Origin of the sequence: Paenibacillus sp. 453mf (assembly GCF_900116105.1) — a bacterium.
GTDB classification, from domain to species: Bacteria; Bacillota; Bacilli; order Paenibacillales; family Paenibacillaceae; genus Paenibacillus; species Paenibacillus provencensis.
Genome location: NZ_FPAC01000002.1, coordinates 210,965 through 233,150 on the forward strand (window position 1 = coordinate 210,965; position 22,186 = coordinate 233,150).

Consider the following 22,186-nt stretch of genomic DNA (forward strand, 5'->3'; position numbering starts at 1 on the left):
ACGGGTGACTTACGATGAATCAACCACTTTATGGAATATGGCTCGGAGATGTGTTTTTTTGTTTTTCAGGGGAAACATCGGAACCAAAAGTCGATGCTTGGAGTCATTTAATAAGAAAAATGAAGCTGAAGGACGGAACCTACCGTCCATTTCAACATGCCGCTCTGCGTCTTGCTGAGCTGAGATGGCAGAAGAAATCGGTTCAGCAGGAAGCAAGTGCAGGTTCGAGGAAGAAGCGGCCCGCATTTGGCCGGACGCTGGAAGGCTTGGCGCTTGCTCCGAGAGATGCGTTTGAGCTGCTGATTCGCTGGAACAAGGAAGAGGCAGAGCAGGCAGGCTTCGCTCCTGGCAGTGAGATGGAGTACTGGGCTAAAGCGGCTAGATTTGCAATGGAGCTGCTGATTCGAGGGCAAATTACCCCAGGCACAGCGCCTGTGACCTCGGCCGGTGGAAGGCGCAGAGGCAATCAGTCTGCTGTAACAGCTGTGTGGCTTCCCAAAATAACAGACCCTATCGATACAGAACGATTCCTGAAGCTGGCTGAAACCATCCCTGCGATCTGTCTGACCGCATCCGGCGCGTACGCAGAATCCGAAGTCGGTACAGTGAAGGAAGCAGGAGCAGCTGTCTTATACTCTTTCCTCAGACAAACGATTCATGCAGCGGTATCTGCCGAGATTGCCTCTGTGGAGAGCAGTCTGTCTCGTTATCGGGCTAATTACAGAAGAGGGTATTCTCCGCTCACTGAATTGTGGTGGAACAGTCTGCTCACAGGCTCGCGTGAGCTGAGTGTGCAGGCTACTGTGCAAGAGATCGAGGAATTGACAGACAGCGTGGCTCAGGCTTCAGACAGCGCTCCCCCAGTGATCATAGGAGAATCCTCCGGTCCTGAGGATGGAATACTAAAGCTGAGCTTACGGCTGGAGCCGTCTGAATTGGAGCGCTCTTCTGCATGGAAAGTGAGCTTCTGGGCAGAGAGTGAGAACGAAGCTGATTTTCGGGTGCCAATTGAGGCCATATGGGCCTATCCTTCACCAGATGTGGATCGGGGGACGGTAAAATACAGCCGGGTCCAGGAGCAGATGCTCCTCGCCTTAGGCAAAGCATGTGAAGCTGCGCCTAGTTTGCGGCCGGCTATGGGGGCGTCTCCACATGAGATCGAGATGGATACGCAGCAATTTTATGAATTTATGTCTTCTTCTGTCCCCAAGCTCCAGCAGCTGGGAATTACCGTGCTAATGCCTTCCCGCTGGAGTCGGGAAGGGAAGCGGAAGACAGGGCTTCGGCTGAGAATGCTGCAGAATGGCGAGGCACCGGGTACGCAGAAGGCGCCGACCCTTGGGATGGAGCAGCTGGTCAAGTTTGAGGCAGAGGCTGTCCTGAACGGGATGCCGGTAACGAAGGAAGAGCTTGCACAGCTTGCGGCATCTGCGATTCCGCTCGTGGAGTTCCGGGGAGAATGGATCGAGATTGATCCGAAAGAAATTCGCCAGGTGCTGCGCTTTATGAAAAAAAATGAGGAAGGCTCCATGGCGCTGTCCGAATGGATTCATCTGGCCGTTGATGAAGATGAGGAAACGAGCTGGAAAGGGATGTCCATTTTTGGCACTGAATCGTTTGGCATGCTGTCCTTTCTTCTGGATGGCCAGGTGCTGAGTCGAACCCAGATCAGAGATACGCCGGCTTCACTTCATGGCAATCTGCGGCCTTATCAACAGCGGGGCTATCAGTGGCTTGCTGCCATGCGTGATCTTGGCTTCGGTGTATGCCTTGCCGATGATATGGGCCTCGGGAAGACCATACAGGTTATTACCTGTCTGCTGGATTCCAAGCTCGCGGCACGAGAAGCGAGGGAAGCAGAGCGAGAGCTGGACAGTCGTCAAGGCGATATACTGGAGGAGGATGAATTCGATATGGAGCATCCGGCCCTGATCATCTGTCCGACCTCACTGCTTGGAAATTGGCAGCGGGAAATTAAGCGTTTTGCACCCGACTTTAATCTATACATTCATCATGGTACACAGAGACTGCATGGAGAAGCATTTCGGAAGCAGGCTGGGGAGCATGATATTATTCTGACGACGTATCATCTGGCAGGCAGAGATGGGGCCGATCTGGCCTCGATCGAGTGGTCCTCTGTCGTGCTGGATGAAGCGCAATATATTAAGAATTATCGAACGAAGCAGGCGCAAAGCGTCATGAAGCTGTCTGCACCGCACCGGATTGCCATGACAGGAACGCCTGTAGAGAACAGGCTCAGTGAGCTGTGGTCCATTTTTCAATTTCTAAATCCCGGCTATCTGGGTACGGCTGCGTCGTTTAGACAGCGATATACGATAGGCGCTCAGGAAGAGACCGGGTCTTTGCGAGAGCTTCATCGTTTGGTATCTCCATTTATGCTGAGAAGGCTGAAGAGTGATCCGGATATTCGCAAGGATTTGCCAGAGAAGCTGGAGCTTAAATCCTACTGTTCACTTACAGTGGAGCAGGCGGCTATATACAAAGGTGTAGTAGATCAGCTGTTGACGGGCATTGAAGGACAAACTGGGTTTACACGCAAAGGCGTTGTATTATCCTCCTTGACCAAGCTGAAGCAAATATGCGACCATCCTGTACTGGTTGATCACAGCCGTAAGGATGCGGGGCGCGTAGAGGCGTCAGGCAAGCTTGAACGCCTGATGGAGCTGACAGATGCGATTCGTGATAACGGCGAGGCAGCCCTTATTTTTACCCAGTATGTGTCGATGGGAGAGGTTCTGGTTCAGCAATTATCTCAGCGGTATGATGAGAAGCCCTTCTTCCTTCACGGGGGCGTTTCGAAGGCGGAACGAGACGAAATGGTGGAGCAATTTCAGAATGGGAATGGCCCTTCCCTTTTCGTTCTCTCCTTGCGGGCAGGCGGGGTAGGATTGAACCTGACTCATGCGAGCCATGTCATCCATTATGATCGCTGGTGGAATCCTGCGGTGGAGAATCAGGCGACGGATCGCGTATTCCGCATTGGACAGAAACGAAATGTCCAGGTGCATAAGCTAATATGCCAAGGGACGCTCGAGGAACGGATTGACGAGCTGATCGAGAGCAAGAAGCAACTATCGGAGCAGGTGGTCGGTTCAGGCGAGACCTGGATTACAGAAATGTCCGATGATGAGCTGAAGGGCCTCGTCAGTCTTCAAGGTGAGATGTGGGTATAGAACACGGATTAAACAGGAGGTGAGGCTGCAGTGACCTATCAAGTAAACCATTTTGAACCGGAGCCTCACGGCTGGAAGGCAATGATTCAGAGCAGAGCGGAAGATGATCCACGAGCACGAGAACAACAGGTAGAGGTCAGAGGAATATATACGTTAACTAATGAAGAGCTAAAGTCAGAAATCCTTGAAGAGCTGGAAGAAAACGCCTATACCTTGTACTGCCTTCTTGCAGGAGGTAAGGCTGATATGATCAATTCGGGGCTGATTTCCTGGGTGAAAAATGCAGATGTAAGCTGCTCCTGTAATCACATCGTATGCCCTCATATCGAAGAAGCAAAGCAATCGGCGGTAGAATGGGCTGCTGCAAATACGCTGAAGCTGCTTAATATGCTTGGCCTAACACGCGAAGAGCTGCTTACTGAGGTGTTTCGTGGCTGGTCTCTTGAGTCGGTATCCACCAGCGCTTCTCAGGCAGCGTCGCTGCTGGAACGCAAGACCCAGCGTGCAGGCGGCAATACATCTGCTATTCTAGATTATATCGGCGAGGCAGCTGCGAATGGTTCACTTCACATGCCTGGTTATGAATTCGAAGGGATCAAAGTGAAGTTAACTCCACCTGAAGAGCTGACTCCTCCATCTTCAGGCATTGCTCAGCTTGTGCCGGCAGTTCCTGTGGAGGCAGCTTTAGAGGATATCCGCAAGCAAGTTTCGGAGAGAGCGTCCAAGTGGGCAGAGGGATTAGATCTTAAGGCCGTCAAGAAGTAACTTGGATATGTACCAGGATGAGGATTTGAAGCTCAATGTCGATAGGTCTATAATGAATGGGAGGAGATTTTAATAGCAATAACTTTGGGATAGGGGAAATAACAAGATGACAACTTCAACAACCAAGAAACCACGCTGGACCATTGTTCTGTTGACGGTTATGCTGCTGTCCGCCTTCGCGCTTGCAGGCTGCGGGAACGGGGAAGATCCGCAGGAAGATCAGACGCAGACGGCGCCGGAAACACCGGAGAATCCTTCCCAGGAGGAAACGCCAGATGCGCCTGCGGACAACTCAGATGAGGATGCACCTGCGGATAACGATGCGAACGAGAACGGTGAAGAGAATAACGGCAATGAAGATAACAATGACGATAACGCCGAGGAGCCTTCGGAAGGTGCAGGGCAGGATGACGGTACGGGAAGTGCAGAGGAAGACAGCATTATGGCGCTTCGCGCTGCGAGCTCCCTGCAGAGCACGGTTGAAGTCGTTGGAGACAAGAATGTTGTTACTAACCCGGATGCGATTACGGTCATCGTTAACAAAGAACGGAGTCTGCCCGATGGATACGAGCCGACAGATCTCGTTGAGCCAGACGTTCCATTCTCATTCGATGAGCCTCATGAGAAGCGGCATCTGCGCCAAGAAGCTGCAGATGCGCTGGAGGAGCTGTTTGCCGCAGCAGAAGAGGATAATATCGAGCTTCGTGCGGTATCAGGATATCGCTCTTATGATCGTCAGGTTGCCGTATTCAACAGCAGTGTAGAACGCAACGGCGAAGAATATGCGCTCCGTGTAAGCGCACAGCCGGGGAAGAGTGAGCATCAGACCGGACTGTCTATTGATGTATCCAGCCCAAGCGTAGGAAATGTATTGGAAGAAATCCTTGGCGACACCAAGGAAGGTAAATGGCTTTCAGAGCACGCACCTGAATTTGGATTCATTATTCGTTATCTGGAAGGACGAGAAGAAACGACAGGCTATGTATACGAGCCTTGGCACATCCGTTATGTGGGTAAAGAACTGGCACCGGATATCGCTGCCAGCGGACTTACGCTAGAGGAGTACTTTGACGAAGCGAATATTAAGCTGTAAATAACATAAGCTGGAGATCCATAAAGATCTCCAGCTTATTTTTTCGTCATGTGTCTGTTGTAAATTATTCAGCTGGGAATGGCTTGATTGTCTCTGTCGTATCCGCTGAAGCGTCGGCTTCTGCAGTTTCTTCAGCAGGCTCTTCAGCTGACTGGCTGACGTCTACCGAATCAACAACAATCTTGATTGCATTGCCGATTGGAGGCAGGCTGCGGGTCAGAACGCCATTGTGGAAGCCGATTACATAATCCTCGTCCGTAATGGATGCAGGATCAACCTTCTCGCCTTTTGTATTCACGACCTGAGTATCCTCATTAATCTGCAGTACAATTTCAGACTGTGGGTTCGCTGCAAGCATTCCGCTTTGGATGAGGAGACTGTGGTCACCGTCATCATTTATACGAATATCACCGATTGTACCTTCAACGCTGTGGAGGTTATCTTCAGCCTGCTCTGTAACTGTAATTATGTAGACGGCAGATTGAGGAGGCATGCTGAGTGCCATTGCGATGGAATGCTGTGCTTCCACCTGATCTCCGACTTGTAGATCTGTGATGCTTAGGCTGGTTCCATCCGCAAGCAGGTATTCTGTGTCCTCATTTGCATTCAGGATTAAGCTTTCTGGTCCGACTCCGTTAATATGAACTCTGGAATCGTCAGCATAAGTAACTACACCAACCGATGTTGTAAATTCCTGCACTTCTTCTGTTGTAATCGTTACTGAGGCTCCTTCCGTCTTGACATTGGCATGCAGTACTTCACTTGCGAAGTTTAGAGGAACGTATTGTTTGCCCTGGGCGATGACCGGTACTTGTCCAAGCTCGACGTACATGCGGTTCACATTATACTGATCTTTACCTGTTGCTATGGCAGTCCATACATTGCCTTTTGTTAATTCCGCTGTTTTGCTATCCTTCACCCATGTGAGCTCCATGCCAAGCGCCTCTGCAAGGGCACGAACAGGAATCATTGGATGCTCGGCATCAGCCAGAACATACCCTGCGTCAATGGCTTGTCCGTTGACTGTAATGCTTACCTTGCTTGCCGCTGAGCTTGAGACAGATACGGGGGCGTCGGCGTTAGCGTATACATATCCGCTGCTCAGGGCTGCGGTAAGTGCTAGTGCAGCTGCGCCGGTTTTCATTTTCTTGTTCATAAGATCTTAATCTCTCCTTCGTCTTGATGTAAGTGTTACTCAGCCGTGAGAACATGCGATAGCTTCGGTAGTGATCATGGTGAAGCAGCAGTATTCGATCCAGCTGTCGACAAGTTCTTAGACGAAGTCATCGGAATGGAAGTTGCAATTCGCTCTAAATTGGTCACTTTGCCCCATCCACAATACTCTTTATCTTCCGTGCATAGTCCATGGATGTTGCTGCCGCTTAAAAATACAATTAGAGGATATATGAATCCATTTCATTAATTTCATAATACCCTGTTTTAAGATAGCGAGGAGAATAGAGACAGATGAGAGAAACCTATAAGCAAGAAAGAATCGGAGGGAGGGACGTGGACATATATCTGCCTCCATCCTATCGTCAAGGCGAAGGTACTTATGCTTTGCAAATAAACAATATTGGAACTACAACTGCTAGTGGATATGGATCAATCAATAATTAAGTAAAACAAGAAGGCCAAGAAGGAGCCATTGTCGAAAACAATGGCTCCTTCTTTATGAAATTACTATTTTGATAAACTTAACTTGATGGAACATCAGTATCAGTCGGGTTTTCATCTGTTTCATTTAAGAGTAACGAATTGGGGTACGATTCAAGAAATGTTGATTCATCTACTTTTAAAAGAAACTCGGCTTCAAAAATTAGTTGATTCGTATTAGGTCCGATTTGATCTAACTTTCTTGCTATCTCAGATTCTTTAAAGATACTCTGTTCATCTGCTCGCAAGAACATGCCATGAGGTGTATATAGTTGACTAAAATACCTTTTTGCGAGTTTTCTACGGATTCTACGCTTTTTACTGATTTTCCGATTTTATGGATTTTACGTTATTTATTGAAAAATTAGTGTTAACAGGATTTTCAACTGTCTTATTTACGGTTTCCATTTCTGGATAGGTGTCTGCTTTTGAATTCGATATTAATGCCACTCCTGAAATAATAGTCACTGAAAAGGCTATTAAATATATTTTTTTAAACATAATATCGCCTCCCTTTCTAACAATTATTTCCTACTTTAAAACATTATATTCACCAAAATGTTGAACGAATCGATAAGGTGTAAAGGAAAAGATTAAACTATAAATTCACAAATCAAGCAAGTGGACCTGGAAATGTAGGCGGTTACGAAGGTTTCACTCTAGGTTTAAACAGACAAATTCTTACACATTCAACTAATGCATACGTTTATGATTACTGGGAAGGTGAGATTCAAGATGTTCAATTCTATGAAAATTATAGTAACTATGGACGTGCGTTTCGCTGGCAAGACCGATTATTTGCAGGAAGTGTAGAAAATTATAACTCCCATTATGGTGAGTTCTCTGTCTATTTTGAGTTTGTAACTGAACCAGGTTCTGGTGCAAAAACACAGCATTATGGTACGTATGCTCATACCTGGGACAAAACATCTATTAATAGCATCGGGATCGGTCCTTACTCTGCTTCAGTTGGATGGACAAATGCCGGTAGTCAGTGGACAGACGCTGACCAATGGATCTATACACACTAAAATTTTATTTTAATGATAAACAAAGCCTCTCTTTCAAAGAGGGCTTTGTTATCTTAAAATGATTTACAATAAGATTATTTGAATCGGTGGTGTGATTAGTTTTTAAATTCAATAAAAAGAAGGTGATTTCTTGAAACTAAAAAAAATAATCCCACTGATATTCATTGCATTCGCAGTCGGTTTTACTCTCCAGATAATCATTCAGCAAAATGAAACCATTGAAACTAAAATAGAGAGAAAGATAAAAATTCAGGACAATACTTTACAAAAGTTAATTCACTATGAGATAAAAAACAATATTATTTATGCTTTCTATACCAACACAGTATATAATACTTCATCTGGACTTGGATTAAGTGTAATAGAAAATAATAAAGGCATGTCAACACATATAATAGGTGCAATAGAATTAGATTCAAAAAAAGGGCTTACATATGAAATATCTGAATCTAAACAACTAAATTTAAATGTTGTGTACGGTAGTATTAACAACTCTGAAATAAAAACAATTCAAATTAATGGTCATGATTGTAATATAGTTAATGCTACTGATTTAACTTTTTGGTATTATATTTCGGAGAATCCTATGCAAAGCACTCTAATTGAAGCTAAAGATCAAACAGGCAAGGTTATAATAAATGAGACTTTCTAACGTTTTATTGTCTATTATTTCCCTATTAAATCCGAGTCTGGCCAATCGGAATTAAAAAACCTGGCATTAATCATGCCAGGCTTCTTCAGGTTCAAAAATAAGTTCATTTTCGTTTTCAACCAAGTAATCACATTCTGAGATACAAGCAAATAAGTTGGGTTCGATTTCTACAAGCTCGTGACCACAGCCCGGGCAGACTCTTTGCAAGGGATACCATCTCCTTATACTCTATGAATCTATTTTTCCCGGATCCGGAATAACGTATACTTGTGTCACTCGAATAATTAAACTTTTTCCAGTTCCGACCAGGTATCGTTTATGGCTTTAACCGCTTTGTCCTCATCGTCACACACTTTGGTGTAGTGATGGTTGAAACCACCTGCAGCTGTAGCTACTGCCGCGAGAGATGCCATCCACTTTCCATTATCCAGTTCCCCAATTGCCCCTATAAATTCGCTACCTTTGATGATCCCTGTCCTTACAACTTTCATGTCGTCTTCACTCCTCATTTCATGATGGCTTGCCTTTTTACATTTTCGCCAAAAATGAATTTCGTATACTTTATTTAAAGAAGAAGTCCGAAATAGCTCCGCAATCTGTCCAGAGGAATCAATTAAATATCGTTAAAATTTTTTTCTTACATATTATATACCGGACAGATGAATTCTAACTTGTGAATCTGAACTAACTTGGAACAACTGAGTTGTTCTGTAGTGACAAAATTTTTTTATAAAATTTCAAACTGTGTTCATAGTGATGGTGTTCTTAGTATAAAGGGGATCCAAGTGTACATAACTCTATTTTTATAGCGTTCCCCGAGATGAAGCAAGGCAGTTTAACTCAAAAAAAATTTTAAGGAGTGAACTTACAGGTACAAAAATGGACAGATATAATAAGATTATTATTGTTTTATTATTGATAATTGCTATTCTTTTAGGATTAATCTACTTTGAGCTTAATGAAATAAATCGGCTACAAGAAATACAAATTACTTCTTAGATTTCTGACATGGAGCCTATATACATAGGCTCTTTTTATTAGGGGTATCCTCATTCAGCAGCTCACAGCAGCTCACTTTGGCCCGCTTCCCTGGATGCAGTCTAGCTGCAAATCATATTATCCATATACTCATGATTTGTTCAATAGCTGCATGCACGTGGATCCGGACCATTGAGACACCCTCGGGATTGAGCGATGACGACGGAAGATCGTCCGTTTCAGGGGCAATTTAAGGGGCTGTAAGTTCCTTCTTAACAACAAAAGAGCAGCCAATGATGGCTGCTCTAAGTTCATTTCTTATAACCAATCCCAATATTTATTTCCTTGGCAAACGATAAAGCGATCTAACCATGTTTGAAAGTCGCAATTTAAACTTCTCATATATTCTATAGGCGAATAACAATCATTAACATACATGTAGGTTGGTTTGCCCTCAGACACTTCTTTAAGATTAATGAAGATATAATCCTGTAGAATATAAGCAACATTTAGTAGTTCAGGTTTCTCATAGGTTGAGTCAATAATTTCTTTCTGTGTTAACACTTCATTTAAGCCATATATACCATCTTCAGATCCATATTGAGGTTGTTCAAAAAGACGACAACCATCAGTAGTACTTAGAAAATCCTCGTAATCAAGCGGTAGCTTAAATTCTAAGTTAACTAAAAGCTTTGAAGCGAGTATGTCAGTACTTACAGGGCTATTGAACTTAAAAGTGTACGTTTCTTCAATACCATCAATATTATAGATACTTTGACTATAATTGTTATTTTTTGTTCGAGTAATCAAACCTTTAAGCCCTTGGTTGAGAGTATTGTTTGTACTCATTAAGTCAACACCCTTTACATATTTAATAGATTTAATAAGCCACAAACCATGGGCTAACTACCGAAGTATGATGAGTATTTAAAATTGGTATTAAATTTGAATAGTCATTGGTACCGCCTAAGTTTCTAGGTCTCATATGATGGACATGATTCAAGGTCCAATCATAATTATTGGGATATTCCTTATTATACCAATCAATGTATTTGTTGCGATCACTAGTAGTCCATGAGATAGGAGTTGTTCTAGCCCAATCAGCCCTTGCTGGTTCTTTCATTACTTTAGCAGAAGCAACATCAGTGTATATAGGGTATAAATTCCCTTTTGTATTTAGCAAGATAGTTGAAGTATTAGTAGTATCTGTCCCAAGTACAACACCGAGTATATTTTTGGCCGTTATATCTGACACCACAGTGTAGAAACCGGTAACGGTTGCATCAAAGGAATGAGTGACTGTAGCTCCAACTTTAATTCCTAGTACTCCGGACAAAGTATAAGTAACAGATGATACTATGTTAGTGGTTGTTGATCGGGTCATTGATCTTCCGAGATTAAGTTTAAAATCTAATTTATTTGGTTTTGAACCGGTAATCGACATGATGGTAGCTTTGAAATTAGCTTTTCTTGCATCTTTTGCTCCCGCGTCAACTCTAGTGGAAACAGTGATACCATTCAAAGATGAAGGAGTTACAGCAGAAGAAGTTTCACTAGCAGCAGCATTTTGAAAGGCTTGTTGTTCACTTATTTCAGTAGTTACACTAGATCCATTCTCTTTATATTCGATAAAATAATAACGATCTTCTATTTCGTTCGGATTTTCATATTCTGTATACTCTTTAACAAAGTTCAATTTCACTTCTTGGCCAATATCTTCTTTGTTCTCTCCCAAAAACTGAATGGATGGTCCATTTTCTTCTGCATTTATTGTTGATCCCACAGGTGTCAGCGTTAGAATTAGAGCTACTACCATAAACATTGATAACAACCATTTAATTTTTTTCAACTCTTTCTTCCTCCTCTAGTATCAAGCATAAACCAAATTTGTACTACTGGTGGTGAAATTATGAACTTTGATATTTCTGGTTTAATCATTGCTTTCCTTCTCTGTTTGCCGATCATAGCTATAGTTGTTGTGGTGCGTAACATAAAGAGAAAATAGTTTACTAATCAAGTCAAAATCGTTTGATCTTAGTCAATCACACTCCTCTCCTTCTTCAATAAGAACACCTTAAACTTGTAAAAGGTTGTAAATTATTTTTATTTTTTAACTATACAAAAACAACATCCCTGAAGTATATCTCAGGGATGTTACTAAGATTTTTTATAAATCCAAGCGTGGCCAATAGGAATTAAAAAAACTGGCTACCTTGTTCTAAACTTTATAAAATCAAAAAGGCATAGATCCTCGTCATCTACACCTTTTTCAAAACTCAAAGTTCTTAGTATCATTCTATTTACTTACCTTTCGTGCTTGTCCAAACATTTTCCTCTCTATTTCTAAAGCTTTATCTGTTTCTTTTTTTGCCTTGTTCCATATACTGGGCAATACTTTTACAAATTGGGTTTCAATATTTTTATCTCGATCTGAATCATACGCATTCAATTGCAACACCTCCACAATATTGGTGTAATAAGCACGTTTCCCCGTTGTTTATATACCAGATGGATTAACAATGGTAAGAAATTGCTTGAATCTGCTTGAGCACATGCTTCGGGTCAAGGAGCTTCCCGAGATTATATTTGTGGGCATCGTACCTCTTCATCGGAATGATGAGTATACACCATGGCCTGCTCCGTCGTTAAATGGGAAGTCGGCGGATTTTGGCGGCATGGGGAAGGATTATATTGCGTACATTGCAGACATGCTGAAGCCTCATATAGACCATAGCTACCGTACCCTTTCCAGTCCGGAGAATACAGCAATGGTAGGAGCTTCTCTGGGTGGGATGATCTCGATCTATGCGGCATACCAGCGTCCGGATCTATTCGGAAGAATCGGCGCCATATCTGCCTCCATGTGGTATGAGGGGATGCTGGCTTTTATTCAAGATACGGAAGTGGCTTCTTGCGATCAGAGGCTGTATATGTCTGTAGGCAGCCTGGAAGGCGTATATAAGGAAAGTATCCAGCGAAATATGGTAGAGAATACGCACGAAGCCTACAGAGCACTGATCGACAAGGGCTTTCCTGAGGATAAGCTGAAGTTCACGGTAGAAGAAGGCGGAACACATGATGCCTTGTTTTTTGCCAAACATTTTCCCGAAGCGCTAAAGTGGCTGTTCACATAGCTGGCTCCGCCTTCTTCTTATTTGGCCCGATTTACGGTCCCCATGTGACACTCAGATAAGGCAGTTCATCATACCCGCTTGCCCAGTAATAGCCGGATGCCATAATGCGGCGGGGCAGGAAGCTGATCTCGCCGTCCGCCGCGGTAATGCTCTCAGATACTGCTTGAAAAAGTCCGTTCTCGTCCGTAGCGGCGGTAACATACTTGCCTGCCATGAGTGTAAATCTGCCACTGACCTTGGCAGGCACTGGTTCCCCGGTATCGCGGTCGATGACGCTGAAGGAGACGGCTGCTTTGCCGCCAGCAAATTCGATGTGCATATCACTGATGATCATTGGCTTTAATGCGGAAGAGCCGGTCGTTGCAGAACCGATGCTGCTCGGCGGACCTTCGTTGCCTTGAATATCCACAGCTGTCACTTGATAGTAATAGGTCGTATCCGGCAGCAGCCCTTTGTCTTCGAACGACAACCCCTTGGCTGTGCCTGCATACGTATCTGGACCGATATTAAATATGGCATCTGTGCTTCGATATATCCGATAGTCGTTGATGGCGGTATTATCATGTGCCATCCCGTAAGAGAGGTCGATCCGCTGGTGATCAAAAGTTACAGCCTGCACCTGCCCGGCAGGAGCAGTAGGTGGTTCGCTATCGGCTGGCGGTGACCATCTATATCCTCCCGGCCCCCATTGGCTAGGGAAATCAGTCAGTGAGGAATAATGATGGAGCGCAACACCGCCGAAGGCGGGATCATTCGTAAAGGCAGTGTAGACCTTGGCAAGCTCCTGTTCCATGTATGTCCTTCCTTCTTCATTAAAGCTAATCGTTTCCGGGTCACCACCATCGGCAATATCTTTCGTTTCTACTCCGATAATGACGGATTTGGGTTTGCCAATCGTATTCGCATAAGCAGCTTCCCCGAGAGCATGATTAATGATGCCTGCGCTTCCTTCCGCCTGATCACGGTAGTTCATAATAGAGATATAATCTGCTGTATCCTGAATATGCTCTGACATCCACTTGGTTGCTCCGTTCCAAGGAATATTGCTGGCATCCGCAGAGGTATCGTACCATCTCGGGATTGCTGCTCCGACGGGGAAGGTGAGGCCAGAAGCTGCCTTGCGTTCCATAAGTGCGGCGAGCATATCGAGATACTGAACCTGGACAGACGGTTTAGCTGTCTTAAAATCCGGAAGAATATAAGGCTCTGTATCGAGGTTAATTCCGTCAAACTGCGCTTCGGCTTCAGAAGCAATATTGTAATTCAGCACTTTTTCAAATTCCTGCACCGCTTGTGTACGGTATCTTGTATAGGCTCCAAAATAAGGCGGTTTGGTTCCGCCGGCAATAAGAGCTTCCACTCGAAACCCTGCTCCATGTGCCCAAGTAATAAACTGCCGGACTTCACTGCGGTAATCCTCCAGCATAGAGGCTCCATCATATTGGCCAACGCCTAAGTACAATGTAGTAATGGGCCGCTGATTGAAAGTCGTTGTATCTGATGCAAGCGAGGACAAGACAGGCCAGGAATTCGGATTCCGTACAAGATGATAGGAAGCGGTCTCCCATATCCATATCGCCCGATCCTGATCAGGAAGTGGAGCGGGCTCGGGCAGCAATTCCCCTAAATCATCCATGGATGAGTCTGGTTCATAAACACTGTCTGCCACCGAGTCCGATTCATATACACTGTCTACTACCGAATCAACCGAATCAACCGAATCAAGGGCCCTCTGTAATGACACATCGTCCTCTGCTTCAATCTCCATATCATTCTCCATATCATTCACCGAGTCGTTTAATTCCCCGGCACTTGAAATCTTCCTCGTGTCTGCATAAATCGTTGGACTGTATCCTGTATTCCCGTTCGCATCGGTCGCTCTTGCTTCAAGACTGTGAACCTTCTTCGCTTCCTTTCGAGTACTCCACGTATAGGAGTACCCGTCACGGCTGGATTCAACCGGAATCCACTCTTTGCCATCAATACGAAGCTCAACCTCTGTAATGTTGTTCTTGCTGTTAACCGTAATCTTGACCTCCTCTTTGGCTTTTAGCATCGTACGCTCGACCGGATCTGTAATAAGAACCTCAGGGATATGTGCTGCAGGGTTATCAACGACGAGCGTCATAAATGAGGACCAAATCCCATATCGGGTTCCGGTATCCTTCGACTTCAGGACAACCTCAATTGGACCATCCCACTGTGAAGTGTTGAGGGAATAAGACCAATCTCCGCTATCGTTGCCGTCAGGATCATCCATCTGAACATCAGTGACCATCTCGCCGTTCACAATCAGCTCCACTTCATAGACATCGGTATACGTTCCGTAGAGCAGGGTCAGGTCTGGGGAAATCGTCTGTCCATCATGATGCGAGTCAATCGTAATTCGGGCTGCTGCTGTAACAGATAAGGGAGGGACATGAATCAAGGCGAGTACCCATACGAGGCTCAAAAACCCACACGTTCGCAGAAAAGAAATCATGATCATCTCACATCCTTGTCAATATGATGTAAACATATTTGACGAGAAACGCTGCTGTGATCACTACAAAAACCGATCTACAAAATTTGGTGTCAGCTTGAAGCGGTTACTTTTAAATATTACGAAAAAACGGTGAATAGAACTGCTGCAGGGTTCATGTCAGGTTATTTTTGCTTAAATACGAAAAAACCAAATTCATTGATGCGAATTTGGTCTTTTCGAAGATGAAGCTTCCGTTACGGCGCTTCTTTTTCTACGATTTCACTTGTTCAAGGGTGAATTCTCATAGCCTTTATTGTCATAGTCGGTATGGTCCAGCTTGCCCAAAATTCGAAGCCTGCGGATCTCGGAACGGGTGTCATCCGTTCCCGCGTCGTAAATAAACTGGTACAGCTCTTTTAATTGAACTGTAAACTCATCGTTTGCATCATCGTGATCGGCTGATTTGTAAGGCACAGGGGTCCGCTGCAAAGTGTATCTGTCCTCTTGATCCATGGTTGTGAGCATATCCTGAAGAATACTTAGCTGTTCTTCATCTAAGTGTACTTCATAATCACTCGATTCTGAGGAATCTTGATGAATCAACTTTTGAGTGATGGATACATAATAGGGTTGTTTTCCCATTAGAGCACCTCCTCTTAAGCTGTCTACGGCATACCCAAATTTAGCTGTTTCGATAAATTCGCGTGACGCAGCACTTAAGAGTTCTTACACGGTTATCACCATGAATGAATCAATCATCTGTAATGCTTGGGTATGGCAGGGACCTCACGCATCGACTTCTCCATCGCCGACTTGCACAGCGGACAGGACGGTGGTTTGTTAGACGTCTTGTTTGTTCCTTGAGCAGGATGCTGTCTAATCCAGGCAGGACAGGAGCTGGAAGTACAGGACCATACGGGCACCGTTTCCATGCGCTGATGCGTTGCCCGTTCTGAACGGCTATGCTCCTTCTCCTTTGAACGAGGATGGTCTCTTGTATAAGATTTGCGCTCGCTCACCTTGCCTCGCTGATCTTGCGAATCATTGATGCCGAACGCCTCCAGCAGAAATCTCGACACGGGAGCCGGCTTGCCGTGCTGACTTGCCGGTGATGTGATATAGAGCTGCTTCTTGGCTCTTGTAACCGCGACATAGGCGAGTCTGCGTTCCTCTTCAAGCAGAGCCTCTTCGACCTCAGTGGTGGAAGAGGCTGAATTCAGGGCTGCCCTTCGATCCTCAGGCGCTTCCCTCGTGAGAGCAGAGCTGTGTGGCAGGATTCCTTCGCTTGCTCCGATTAAGTAGACGATAGGAAATTCAAGCCCTTTGGCACGATGGATGGTCATGAGTTGAACGGCATCGCTGTCGCTTGCTGCCTGCAGGCTTTCCATTTCCTTATGCCGCCTTGTAAGCTCATCTGCAAAAGCAACAAAGCTCTCGACCGTCTCAAAACGCTTGACTGCCGCTTCAAGCTCATCGAGTGTTTCGAGAATCGTCTCGCGATAATGGGTGTAGATGCTCGGATCTCCACTTTCCATGTAGGTATCGTAGAATTGTCTTCTCATCTCCTGAATGGCAGCAAGCGGCGTCATGGACTTTAGCATTTTGATCAGCTTAATTCGTTCCTTCACGGCCTCCTGCTGAAACGGCTTAAGCTGTTCCCAACGGGTAAAATGGATCAGTGGATACTTCTTGGGCTGCTGTTTCTCCTGTTGATCCAGATAGAGCAGTCCTGTATCCCTGGAAATGTAGAGAGGACCAAGTGTACTTGGAATGGCCTCAAAATTCCTGGGATTGAGAGACAGTCTGAGATGATCCATAAGCGGCTTGACCAAGCTCTGATCGTAGAAGACCGGCCCTGCACCGTGCTGTATAAAGGGCACATCCTTCAGTACAAGCTGTTCAAAAATCGCACGACTGCTGCTCGCGGTGCGATGCAGTATGGCAATATCCTTATAAGAATGCTGTCCGTTCTCAATCTGTTCCTGCAGATGTCCTACGATCCAGGAGGCTTCCTCTTCTGCTCCGGAAGGAGTCGCGTATAAGGGCTGAGAGCCTTGCTTGCCGGCAGAGACGAGCCGTTTATATCTGCGTTTCTTATTGTGCTTGATGATTTCGGTACCCAGCCCCAGGATGTGGGAGTCAGAGCGATAATTAATATCGAGCGTAATGACCGATGCGCCAGGGTACAGCTTATCGAACTCCAATATGACCTCCTGTTTAGCCCCGTTGAAGGTGTAGATTGTCTGGTCATCATCTCCTACAACCATCAAATTCCGGTGCGCTGCGGCCAGCTTGCGTACAAGTTCGTACTGCAGTCCGTTCGTATCCTGAAATTCATCGACCATAATATATTGAAAGCGCTGCTGGAGCGGACGAAGGATGTCTGGGTCTGACAGCAGTCGATTCGCGTGAAGCAGAATGTCATCAAAATCCATTTTGCGGCGTTCCTTTTTCCATGCCTCATAGCCGAGTAATATTTGCTTAGCTTCCCGTTCTTCACGGCTGGCATCTGGAAGCTCGTCTGCAGTCTTGCCCTCCATCTTCCAGGCGGATAGGGAGGAGAGCAGGCTCTCGGGCTGAAAGGCATCACTAAGTCCGTGCTTGCGTTGAATCATTTTGATGATTGTATGCTGGGCTTTGGTATCGCCAAAAATATCCTCCGTCATGCCGTAGTGACGAAGCAGCATCAGCGCAAAGGAATGGAACGTCCGTGCCTGGACAGCGCGTGCGGCTGCCGGACGAATGCCGGGAATGGCGGCAATTCTCGATTTCATCTCGCCGGCTGCCTTGCTTGTAAAAGTGACGAGCAGGATGCTCCCTGCCGGGACATTAGCGACCTGAATGAGATAGCCTGTCCGGGAAGTAAGCACGGTTGTCTTGCCGCAGCCTGCGCCCGCAAGTGTCAGGAGTGGCCCCTTGCCGTGACGTACCGCCTTGATCTGAGGAGCATTCAGAAGGATGCCTGCCTGCTCAAGTGACCTGAAGAAGTCAGCATCCTTCTCCTTGTCAGAAACAAGCTCAATACTTGTTTGATCGGGAGCCGGTTTGGCTCGCGGAAGTCTCGAATTTCCGGTAACACCAAGCGGACGCAGATGAAAAATAGGGTTCACACTATACATAAAAACCGTACACCTCATCTAATTTCAAAGTAAATCATTGCCCTTTTCACAAGAGGGCTGTAAATTTGGTATGATAGAGTCACCTTAGCTACTGCAGCAGTACTAAGGAGCATCAGAGCATTATTATAATCACGCCTGAACCATCACAAAAATGGAAGCAAATAAGTATAAACAAACCGCTCTCTATTATACCTAAACGAACAGACTTCTGCGATGCATTCGGTATAATTTATCGGTAGACGAATCAATTTCATAATACCTTTTTAACGAGTTATGAAATTGCTTCAGTTTTATCTTTTTGGGTCTTGGCTAAGTAATGAGTGAAGGCTTAGCTGCAAGTGAGTATACTTTCAGCTTGTCATGGGAAAGAGGAGGAAGAACCTAAGATGAATTTTTTACAGCGAATTAAAGACGGGGCAGGCCGTGCAACGGAGAAGGCACAGCATGCTGTGGAAATCAACAAACTAAACTCACAAATTGCGAATATCAAACACGAAATGTCCGTGAACTATACAGAAATGGGCCGTATCTTCTATGAAGGTTACCGTGCACAGGACATGTCGATCGCCGAACAAAAAATGATGGAGCTGTCAGAAGCTTGTGATGAGCTGCAGGAAGAGATCAATGAGCTTCGCGAGAAGATCGCATTACTTAAGAATGAACGGGTCTGTGCGTGTGGACATGTATCCGATCTGGATGCGAATTTCTGTCCGAAATGCGGTCGTCCGTTAACAGCTGCGGACGCGGAGACTTATACCCCTCCAGCTAAACCGGAAGCAGCGGCTGCGGAAGAAGTTGTGGTTGAAGAGGAGAAGGAGGAGCTCTTCCCTGATCTGATGCTGGATAACGATGAGCTGCCGCTGGATGAGGATGATTACGATCTGAAGGATTTCCTCCCCGAAGAGAAGGAAGAGTTTGACGCGGAGTGGGAACGCAGACGTCAGGAGGAACTGCAGCGTGAGCGGGAGAGACAGCAGGAGCTGGACGAGCGAATCCGTTATTGGAAAGAGAATAATGAGCACATGGATGAGCCTGTCAAAGCTGAGGTTCCGCGTGAAAGCGTGAAATGTCAAATTTGCGCCTCCGAGCTGCCAAAAGGATCGAAATGGTGTCCACATTGTGGTGCAGAGCAGATCTAATTAAAGATAAAGGTACGCATGGGTTCCTTAACAGCATGGGAGGATAGTGACGATGGAGCAGTTGCTTGCGCATCTTAAGAATCTGGGCTTTACAGAGATGGAATCCAAAATTATGGTTGATCTGTCCAGACAAGGGGCTTCATCAGGATATGAGGTAGCTAAGCGTCTTGGCGCTTCACGTTCGAATATCTATGCCATGCTCCAGCGTCTGAATGCGGAGGGTTATCTTCATTGCAGCAAGGGGGAGCCGGCCAGATATAGCATGCTTACACCGGAGGAGCTGACAAGCAAGATTTCGGACAATGTGAGACAGTCCCTTCATTTCGTTGAGAGGTCCATGCCGAGGCACAATCCGGGTTCTCCCGGCTTCTATAACATGGAGGGAGAACGCCGGGTGCTGGACACATTACTATTCCAGGTTGCTCAGGCGCAGAAGGAGATCGTCATTGACATGTGTGCAGAGGAGGCTGCTCTGTTTCACGAGGAGCTGAGAGCTGCAGAGGAGCGGGGAGTTAGACTGCTCTGGTCTTACGATGGTGATTCAGGAGAGCAGTATTCTATGCTCCCATGGGATCCCTTCGAGCCATCAGCCGAGCTATGCGGACGGAAGTTTTCTTTTGTCATAGATCGGCAATGGTGCATGCTGGGAATTCGAGGGGAAGAATGCATGACGCAGGCTCTCGTAACAGAGCATCCGCTGATGGTCAAGCTGCTGCTTGAATACTTTGCTCAGGAGTTAATACTGTACGAATTAGAGGAAGATATGGGCGAGGAGCTGGTGAGACGTTATGGCCGGCGCTTTGAGCATATGATGAACAAATATGTTGTAGAGAGGTAACATTGTACTGTATGTAGTTTAAAGGTTCTCTGCCCGCGATGGTTTGCCTTGGTGCATTGTCGCGGCAGAGATCCTTTTTTTATATGGCTGCGTTATAGCTGCTGTAACTTTTTGAAGGCAGAAACGTAGTAGGAATAAGGCCTTGCAACAAACTGGGCTGGAAGAACATGCTCTGTAACCTTGATGTAACGGCCTTCTTCTGCGTGAAAAAGGATGCCTGTGGCTGTCACTTCACTTAGGCCGCCGAGGAACATATTGAGCATCTGTTCTAGGTCTGCTTCATACAATCCCGCAACTTCACTTGCTTGCAGCTTGTACTGAGTCAGCTCCCATGAACTAAGATAACCGTACACATGGCTGATCTCCCGATCGATGAAGGGCACACCGGAAACTTTGCCTCTCATTTCTTCTGTTACTTCAAACAGAGGGGTGAGCTGCTCGAATTCGGTACGAAGGCCAAGCTCTTCTTCAAGCTCTCTTGCCGCCTCTCGAACCGTTTCTCCCGCAGTAAGGTGGCCCGCAGCAGTGATGTCAAAACACGATGGGAAGGTATCCTTGCTGCTTGTCCGCTTCTGGAACAGAAGCGTTCTCCCCTCCGGGGTGTCGCGTACCAGCCAGCAATGAAAGGATTTGTGCCAGTAGCCTTCCTGGTGAACCTCAGAACGAGGTGCTGTACCGATGTGTGTCCCTGATGGATCGTAGATATCAAACATTTCTTCACTCATTGGGTATGACCTCCAGACAGCAGACGGGGCTGCTTAATACTTATCATATATTGTGATGATCTTATGTCAGCATCATTACATCTTTTTCAGGGGAAAATAGCTGCAATGAAGCTGTAAGGTTAAATTCAATCCTCGCACATTACATCAATGATGGATGTTGAGATAGTGAAAGGAGTTTTATAAACTATGGAATGCATTGTGAAATTTCAAGTGATCTACCAAAAAGATGAGCCTAAACCGTTAAGAGGACTTCTGCTCATGGATAATAATACCCCTCCCGGACCGGAGCAGCTTATCCCGATGTTTAAACGATTGGGTTATGAGGTTGCCACCGAGAATCCCGACGACCTGACCTTCAAACCGGTGAATCCTGGCGCAGATTACATTAGACTTCGTGTGACCGAGCTCGATACAGGTAAGGAAATCTATAAGGAAGATGCGAACCTGCGCAGAATTCTGGAGAACCTTCTCTAGGAAGATCTCTCCACTTCCAGCACGGAGGTGCAATGAGCGCAGCGCGTAGCGGCAAGCGGGATGTCCGAGAGACAGTAAGGACAAGCCTTGGTCGTCAGCTCCGGCTGTGCGGGCTCCTCTTTTTTTCGTTTCAGCCGATTGATCCCCTTGATGAACAGGAAGATACAGAATGCCACGATCAGAAAGTCCAGTACGACGTTGATGAATTGTCCGTATCTCAGTACTGGAATGCCGGCTTCCTCAGCCATGGCGAGTGTCGCGTACTTGCTGCCTTCTGAAGTCAGAACGCCGCTCTCCAGCGGAACAAACAATTGCTCGAAGCTCCGGTTGCCCATCAGAAGTCCGATTGGCGGCATGAGGATATCATTGACGAACGAGGTTACGATTTTGCCAAATGCCCCTCCGATAATGACACCGACCGCCAGATCAATGACGTTTCCGCGAACGGCAAATTCCTTGAATTCATTCATGATTTTCTTCATATTAACTCTCCCAACATTAGCTCATATAAACGGTCAGCACTAGAACCATCCCCTCCATTTAAACATTGGCTCAGCCTCTTGAAAAGATCTTTGGAAAAGTTTCTTGAAAATAACACTTTATTTTGCAGCATCAATTCGTTATACTTCTAACATTGTCCTAACATGGGCGGAGGAGAGCACTAACAGGTGATTCGCTTACTTCGCTCAAGTCGTAATATATATTATTAACTCGTATATGTGCTGGAATGGGCCGGCATGTCTCTACCCGATCACCGGAAATGATTGGACTACGGGAGGAATATAAAGTGTGCACGTTTAATGTGAAGGCCTCTGCTATACTGCTGCATGTGAGCTCGATAATCTTTACTGCCTCTTTATTCTAACCAGTACCCGTTCTAATCCATCCGTGTTCTTCGGCGGTTGATTTGGAATGGGTTATTTG

Annotated in this window: 19 protein-coding genes, 1 pseudogene and 1 riboswitch; of the genes and pseudogenes, 9 read left to right on the top strand and 11 right to left on the bottom strand. The window is 45.8% G+C overall.

Annotation, left to right across the window (positions count from 1 at the left end; translation table 11 throughout):
- The first annotated feature begins 14 nt into the window (after positions 1-14).
- The 3 genes from BM415_RS15215 (at position 15) to BM415_RS15225 (ending at position 5,052) form a co-directional block, all read left to right on the top strand.
- Positions 15-3,194: a DEAD/DEAH box helicase gene (locus BM415_RS15215; protein WP_091159528.1), complete on the top strand. Its 3,180-nt coding sequence runs from the start codon at positions 15-17 to the stop codon at positions 3,192-3,194.
- 30 nt (positions 3,195-3,224) lie between these two features.
- Positions 3,225-3,959 (top strand): hypothetical protein, encoded by a 735-nt coding sequence (locus tag BM415_RS15220; RefSeq protein ID WP_091159530.1) that lies wholly within the window; start codon positions 3,225-3,227, stop codon positions 3,957-3,959.
- Between the two features lie 106 nt (positions 3,960-4,065).
- On the top strand, positions 4,066-5,052 hold the full coding sequence (locus BM415_RS15225; RefSeq protein WP_244533409.1) for a M15 family metallopeptidase: 987 nt from the start codon (positions 4,066-4,068) through the stop codon (positions 5,050-5,052).
- A gap of 64 nt (positions 5,053-5,116) precedes the next feature.
- Here BM415_RS15225 and BM415_RS15230 read toward each other — a convergent pair whose 3' ends face one another.
- Positions 5,117-6,208, bottom strand: coding sequence for a copper amine oxidase N-terminal domain-containing protein (locus BM415_RS15230; RefSeq protein ID WP_091159532.1), 1,092 nt, complete (start codon positions 6,206-6,208; stop codon positions 5,117-5,119).
- Between the two features lie 45 nt (positions 6,209-6,253).
- On the opposite strand from BM415_RS15230, the gene BM415_RS24745 reads away from it, so the two are divergent.
- Positions 6,254-6,475 (top strand): hypothetical protein, encoded by a 222-nt coding sequence (locus tag BM415_RS24745; protein WP_139236999.1) that lies wholly within the window; start codon positions 6,254-6,256, stop codon positions 6,473-6,475.
- Positions 6,476-7,026: 551 nt separating this feature from the next.
- Here BM415_RS24745 and BM415_RS15240 read toward each other — a convergent pair.
- The gene (locus tag BM415_RS15240; RefSeq protein ID WP_091159535.1) at positions 7,027-7,209 is read right to left on the bottom strand and encodes a hypothetical protein; all 183 of its coding nucleotides are present in this window, start codon (positions 7,207-7,209) and stop codon (positions 7,027-7,029) included.
- Between the two features lie 660 nt (positions 7,210-7,869).
- Here BM415_RS15240 and BM415_RS15245 point away from each other — a divergent pair.
- Positions 7,870-8,391 carry a hypothetical protein gene (locus BM415_RS15245; RefSeq protein WP_091159536.1) on the top strand — a complete coding sequence of 174 codons (522 nt, stop codon included), beginning with the start codon at positions 7,870-7,872 and terminating at the stop codon, positions 8,389-8,391.
- A 284-nt stretch (positions 8,392-8,675) separates the two neighbouring features.
- Here BM415_RS15245 and BM415_RS15250 read toward each other — a convergent pair whose 3' ends face one another.
- The 4 genes from BM415_RS15250 to BM415_RS25135 all read right to left on the bottom strand — a co-directional run bounded on the left by BM415_RS15250 (position 8,676) and on the right by BM415_RS25135 (position 11,818).
- Positions 8,676-8,882: a hypothetical protein gene (locus BM415_RS15250; protein ID WP_091159538.1), complete on the bottom strand. Its 207-nt coding sequence runs from the start codon at positions 8,880-8,882 to the stop codon at positions 8,676-8,678.
- An 805-nt stretch (positions 8,883-9,687) separates the two neighbouring features.
- Positions 9,688-10,218, bottom strand: coding sequence for an SMI1/KNR4 family protein (locus tag BM415_RS15255; RefSeq protein ID WP_091159540.1), 531 nt, complete (start codon positions 10,216-10,218; stop codon positions 9,688-9,690).
- A gap of 31 nt (positions 10,219-10,249) precedes the next feature.
- Positions 10,250-11,218, bottom strand: a complete 969-nt coding sequence (locus BM415_RS15260; RefSeq protein WP_091159541.1) for an HNH endonuclease family protein — start codon at positions 11,216-11,218, stop codon at positions 10,250-10,252.
- 447 nt (positions 11,219-11,665) lie between these two features.
- The gene (locus BM415_RS25135; RefSeq protein ID WP_170862507.1) at positions 11,666-11,818 is read right to left on the bottom strand and encodes a hypothetical protein; all 153 of its coding nucleotides are present in this window, start codon (positions 11,816-11,818) and stop codon (positions 11,666-11,668) included.
- A gap of 46 nt (positions 11,819-11,864) precedes the next feature.
- On the opposite strand from BM415_RS25135, the pseudogene BM415_RS15265 reads away from it, so the two are divergent.
- A pseudogene (locus tag BM415_RS15265) lies at positions 11,865-12,503 on the top strand (alpha/beta hydrolase-fold protein); the annotation flags it as partial.
- A 31-nt stretch (positions 12,504-12,534) separates the two neighbouring features.
- Here the strand turns inward: BM415_RS15265 and BM415_RS15270 are convergent.
- From BM415_RS15270 to BM415_RS15280, 3 genes are all read right to left on the bottom strand, one after another.
- Positions 12,535-14,985 (bottom strand): Ig-like domain-containing protein, encoded by a 2,451-nt coding sequence (locus BM415_RS15270; RefSeq protein ID WP_244533417.1) that lies wholly within the window; start codon positions 14,983-14,985, stop codon positions 12,535-12,537.
- 261 nt (positions 14,986-15,246) lie between these two features.
- Positions 15,247-15,609 (bottom strand): hypothetical protein, encoded by a 363-nt coding sequence (locus tag BM415_RS15275; protein ID WP_091159544.1) that lies wholly within the window; start codon positions 15,607-15,609, stop codon positions 15,247-15,249.
- 113 nt (positions 15,610-15,722) lie between these two features.
- The gene (locus BM415_RS15280) at positions 15,723-18,086 is read right to left on the bottom strand and encodes a UvrD-helicase domain-containing protein (protein ID WP_091159546.1); all 2,364 of its coding nucleotides are present in this window, start codon (positions 18,084-18,086) and stop codon (positions 15,723-15,725) included.
- Positions 18,087-18,472: 386 nt separating this feature from the next.
- On the opposite strand from BM415_RS15280, the gene BM415_RS15285 reads away from it, so the two are divergent.
- Both BM415_RS15285 and BM415_RS15290 read left to right on the top strand, forming a co-directional pair.
- Positions 18,473-19,225, top strand: a complete 753-nt coding sequence (locus tag BM415_RS15285; RefSeq protein ID WP_091159547.1) for a zinc ribbon domain-containing protein — start codon at positions 18,473-18,475, stop codon at positions 19,223-19,225.
- Positions 19,226-19,277: 52 nt separating this feature from the next.
- Positions 19,278-20,063: a TrmB family transcriptional regulator gene (locus tag BM415_RS15290; protein ID WP_091159549.1), complete on the top strand. Its 786-nt coding sequence runs from the start codon at positions 19,278-19,280 to the stop codon at positions 20,061-20,063.
- 92 nt (positions 20,064-20,155) lie between these two features.
- Here the strand turns inward: BM415_RS15290 and BM415_RS15295 are convergent, their stop codons facing one another.
- Positions 20,156-20,788: an NUDIX hydrolase gene (locus BM415_RS15295; protein WP_091159550.1), complete on the bottom strand. Its 633-nt coding sequence runs from the start codon at positions 20,786-20,788 to the stop codon at positions 20,156-20,158.
- Between the two features lie 186 nt (positions 20,789-20,974).
- On the opposite strand from BM415_RS15295, the gene BM415_RS15300 reads away from it, so the two are divergent.
- Positions 20,975-21,262, top strand: a complete 288-nt coding sequence (locus BM415_RS15300) for a hypothetical protein (protein ID WP_091159552.1) — start codon at positions 20,975-20,977, stop codon at positions 21,260-21,262.
- Here the strand turns inward: BM415_RS15300 and mscL are convergent.
- On the bottom strand, positions 21,259-21,744 hold the full coding sequence (gene mscL, locus BM415_RS15305) for a large conductance mechanosensitive channel protein MscL (RefSeq protein WP_091159554.1): 486 nt from the start codon (positions 21,742-21,744) through the stop codon (positions 21,259-21,261). The genes BM415_RS15300 and mscL overlap by 4 nt on opposite strands.
- Positions 21,745-21,953: 209 nt before the next feature.
- Positions 21,954-22,054: riboswitch (purine riboswitch) on the top strand.
- Positions 22,055-22,186 lie beyond the last annotated feature (132 nt).

What these genes read in the sequence shown, in the direction of transcription:
- BM415_RS15215 (WP_091159528.1), top strand. Translation starts at nt 15, where the DNA reads ATGAATCAACCACTTTATGGAATATGGCTCGGAGATGTGTTTTTTTGT.
- BM415_RS15225 (WP_244533409.1), top strand. Translation starts at nt 4,066, where the DNA reads ATGACAACTTCAACAACCAAGAAACCACGCTGGACCATTGTTCTGTTG.
- BM415_RS15230 (WP_091159532.1), bottom strand. Translation starts at nt 6,208, where the DNA reads ATGAACAAGAAAATGAAAACCGGCGCAGCTGCACTAGCACTTACCGCA.
- BM415_RS15240 (WP_091159535.1), bottom strand. Translation starts at nt 7,209, where the DNA reads ATGTTTAAAAAAATATATTTAATAGCCTTTTCAGTGACTATTATTTCA.
- BM415_RS15250 (WP_091159538.1), bottom strand. Translation starts at nt 8,882, where the DNA reads ATGAAAGTTGTAAGGACAGGGATCATCAAAGGTAGCGAATTTATAGGG.
- BM415_RS15255 (WP_091159540.1), bottom strand. Translation starts at nt 10,218, where the DNA reads ATGAGTACAAACAATACTCTCAACCAAGGGCTTAAAGGTTTGATTACT.
- BM415_RS15270 (WP_244533417.1), bottom strand. Translation starts at nt 14,985, where the DNA reads ATGATTTCTTTTCTGCGAACGTGTGGGTTTTTGAGCCTCGTATGGGTA.
- BM415_RS15275 (WP_091159544.1), bottom strand. Translation starts at nt 15,609, where the DNA reads ATGGGAAAACAACCCTATTATGTATCCATCACTCAAAAGTTGATTCAT.
- BM415_RS15280 (WP_091159546.1), bottom strand. Translation starts at nt 18,086, where the DNA reads ATGTATAGTGTGAACCCTATTTTTCATCTGCGTCCGCTTGGTGTTACC.
- BM415_RS15285 (WP_091159547.1), top strand. Translation starts at nt 18,473, where the DNA reads ATGAATTTTTTACAGCGAATTAAAGACGGGGCAGGCCGTGCAACGGAG.
- BM415_RS15290 (WP_091159549.1), top strand. Translation starts at nt 19,278, where the DNA reads ATGGAGCAGTTGCTTGCGCATCTTAAGAATCTGGGCTTTACAGAGATG.
- BM415_RS15295 (WP_091159550.1), bottom strand. Translation starts at nt 20,788, where the DNA reads ATGAGTGAAGAAATGTTTGATATCTACGATCCATCAGGGACACACATC.
- BM415_RS15300 (WP_091159552.1), top strand. Translation starts at nt 20,975, where the DNA reads ATGGAATGCATTGTGAAATTTCAAGTGATCTACCAAAAAGATGAGCCT.
- mscL (WP_091159554.1), bottom strand. Translation starts at nt 21,744, where the DNA reads ATGAAGAAAATCATGAATGAATTCAAGGAATTTGCCGTTCGCGGAAAC.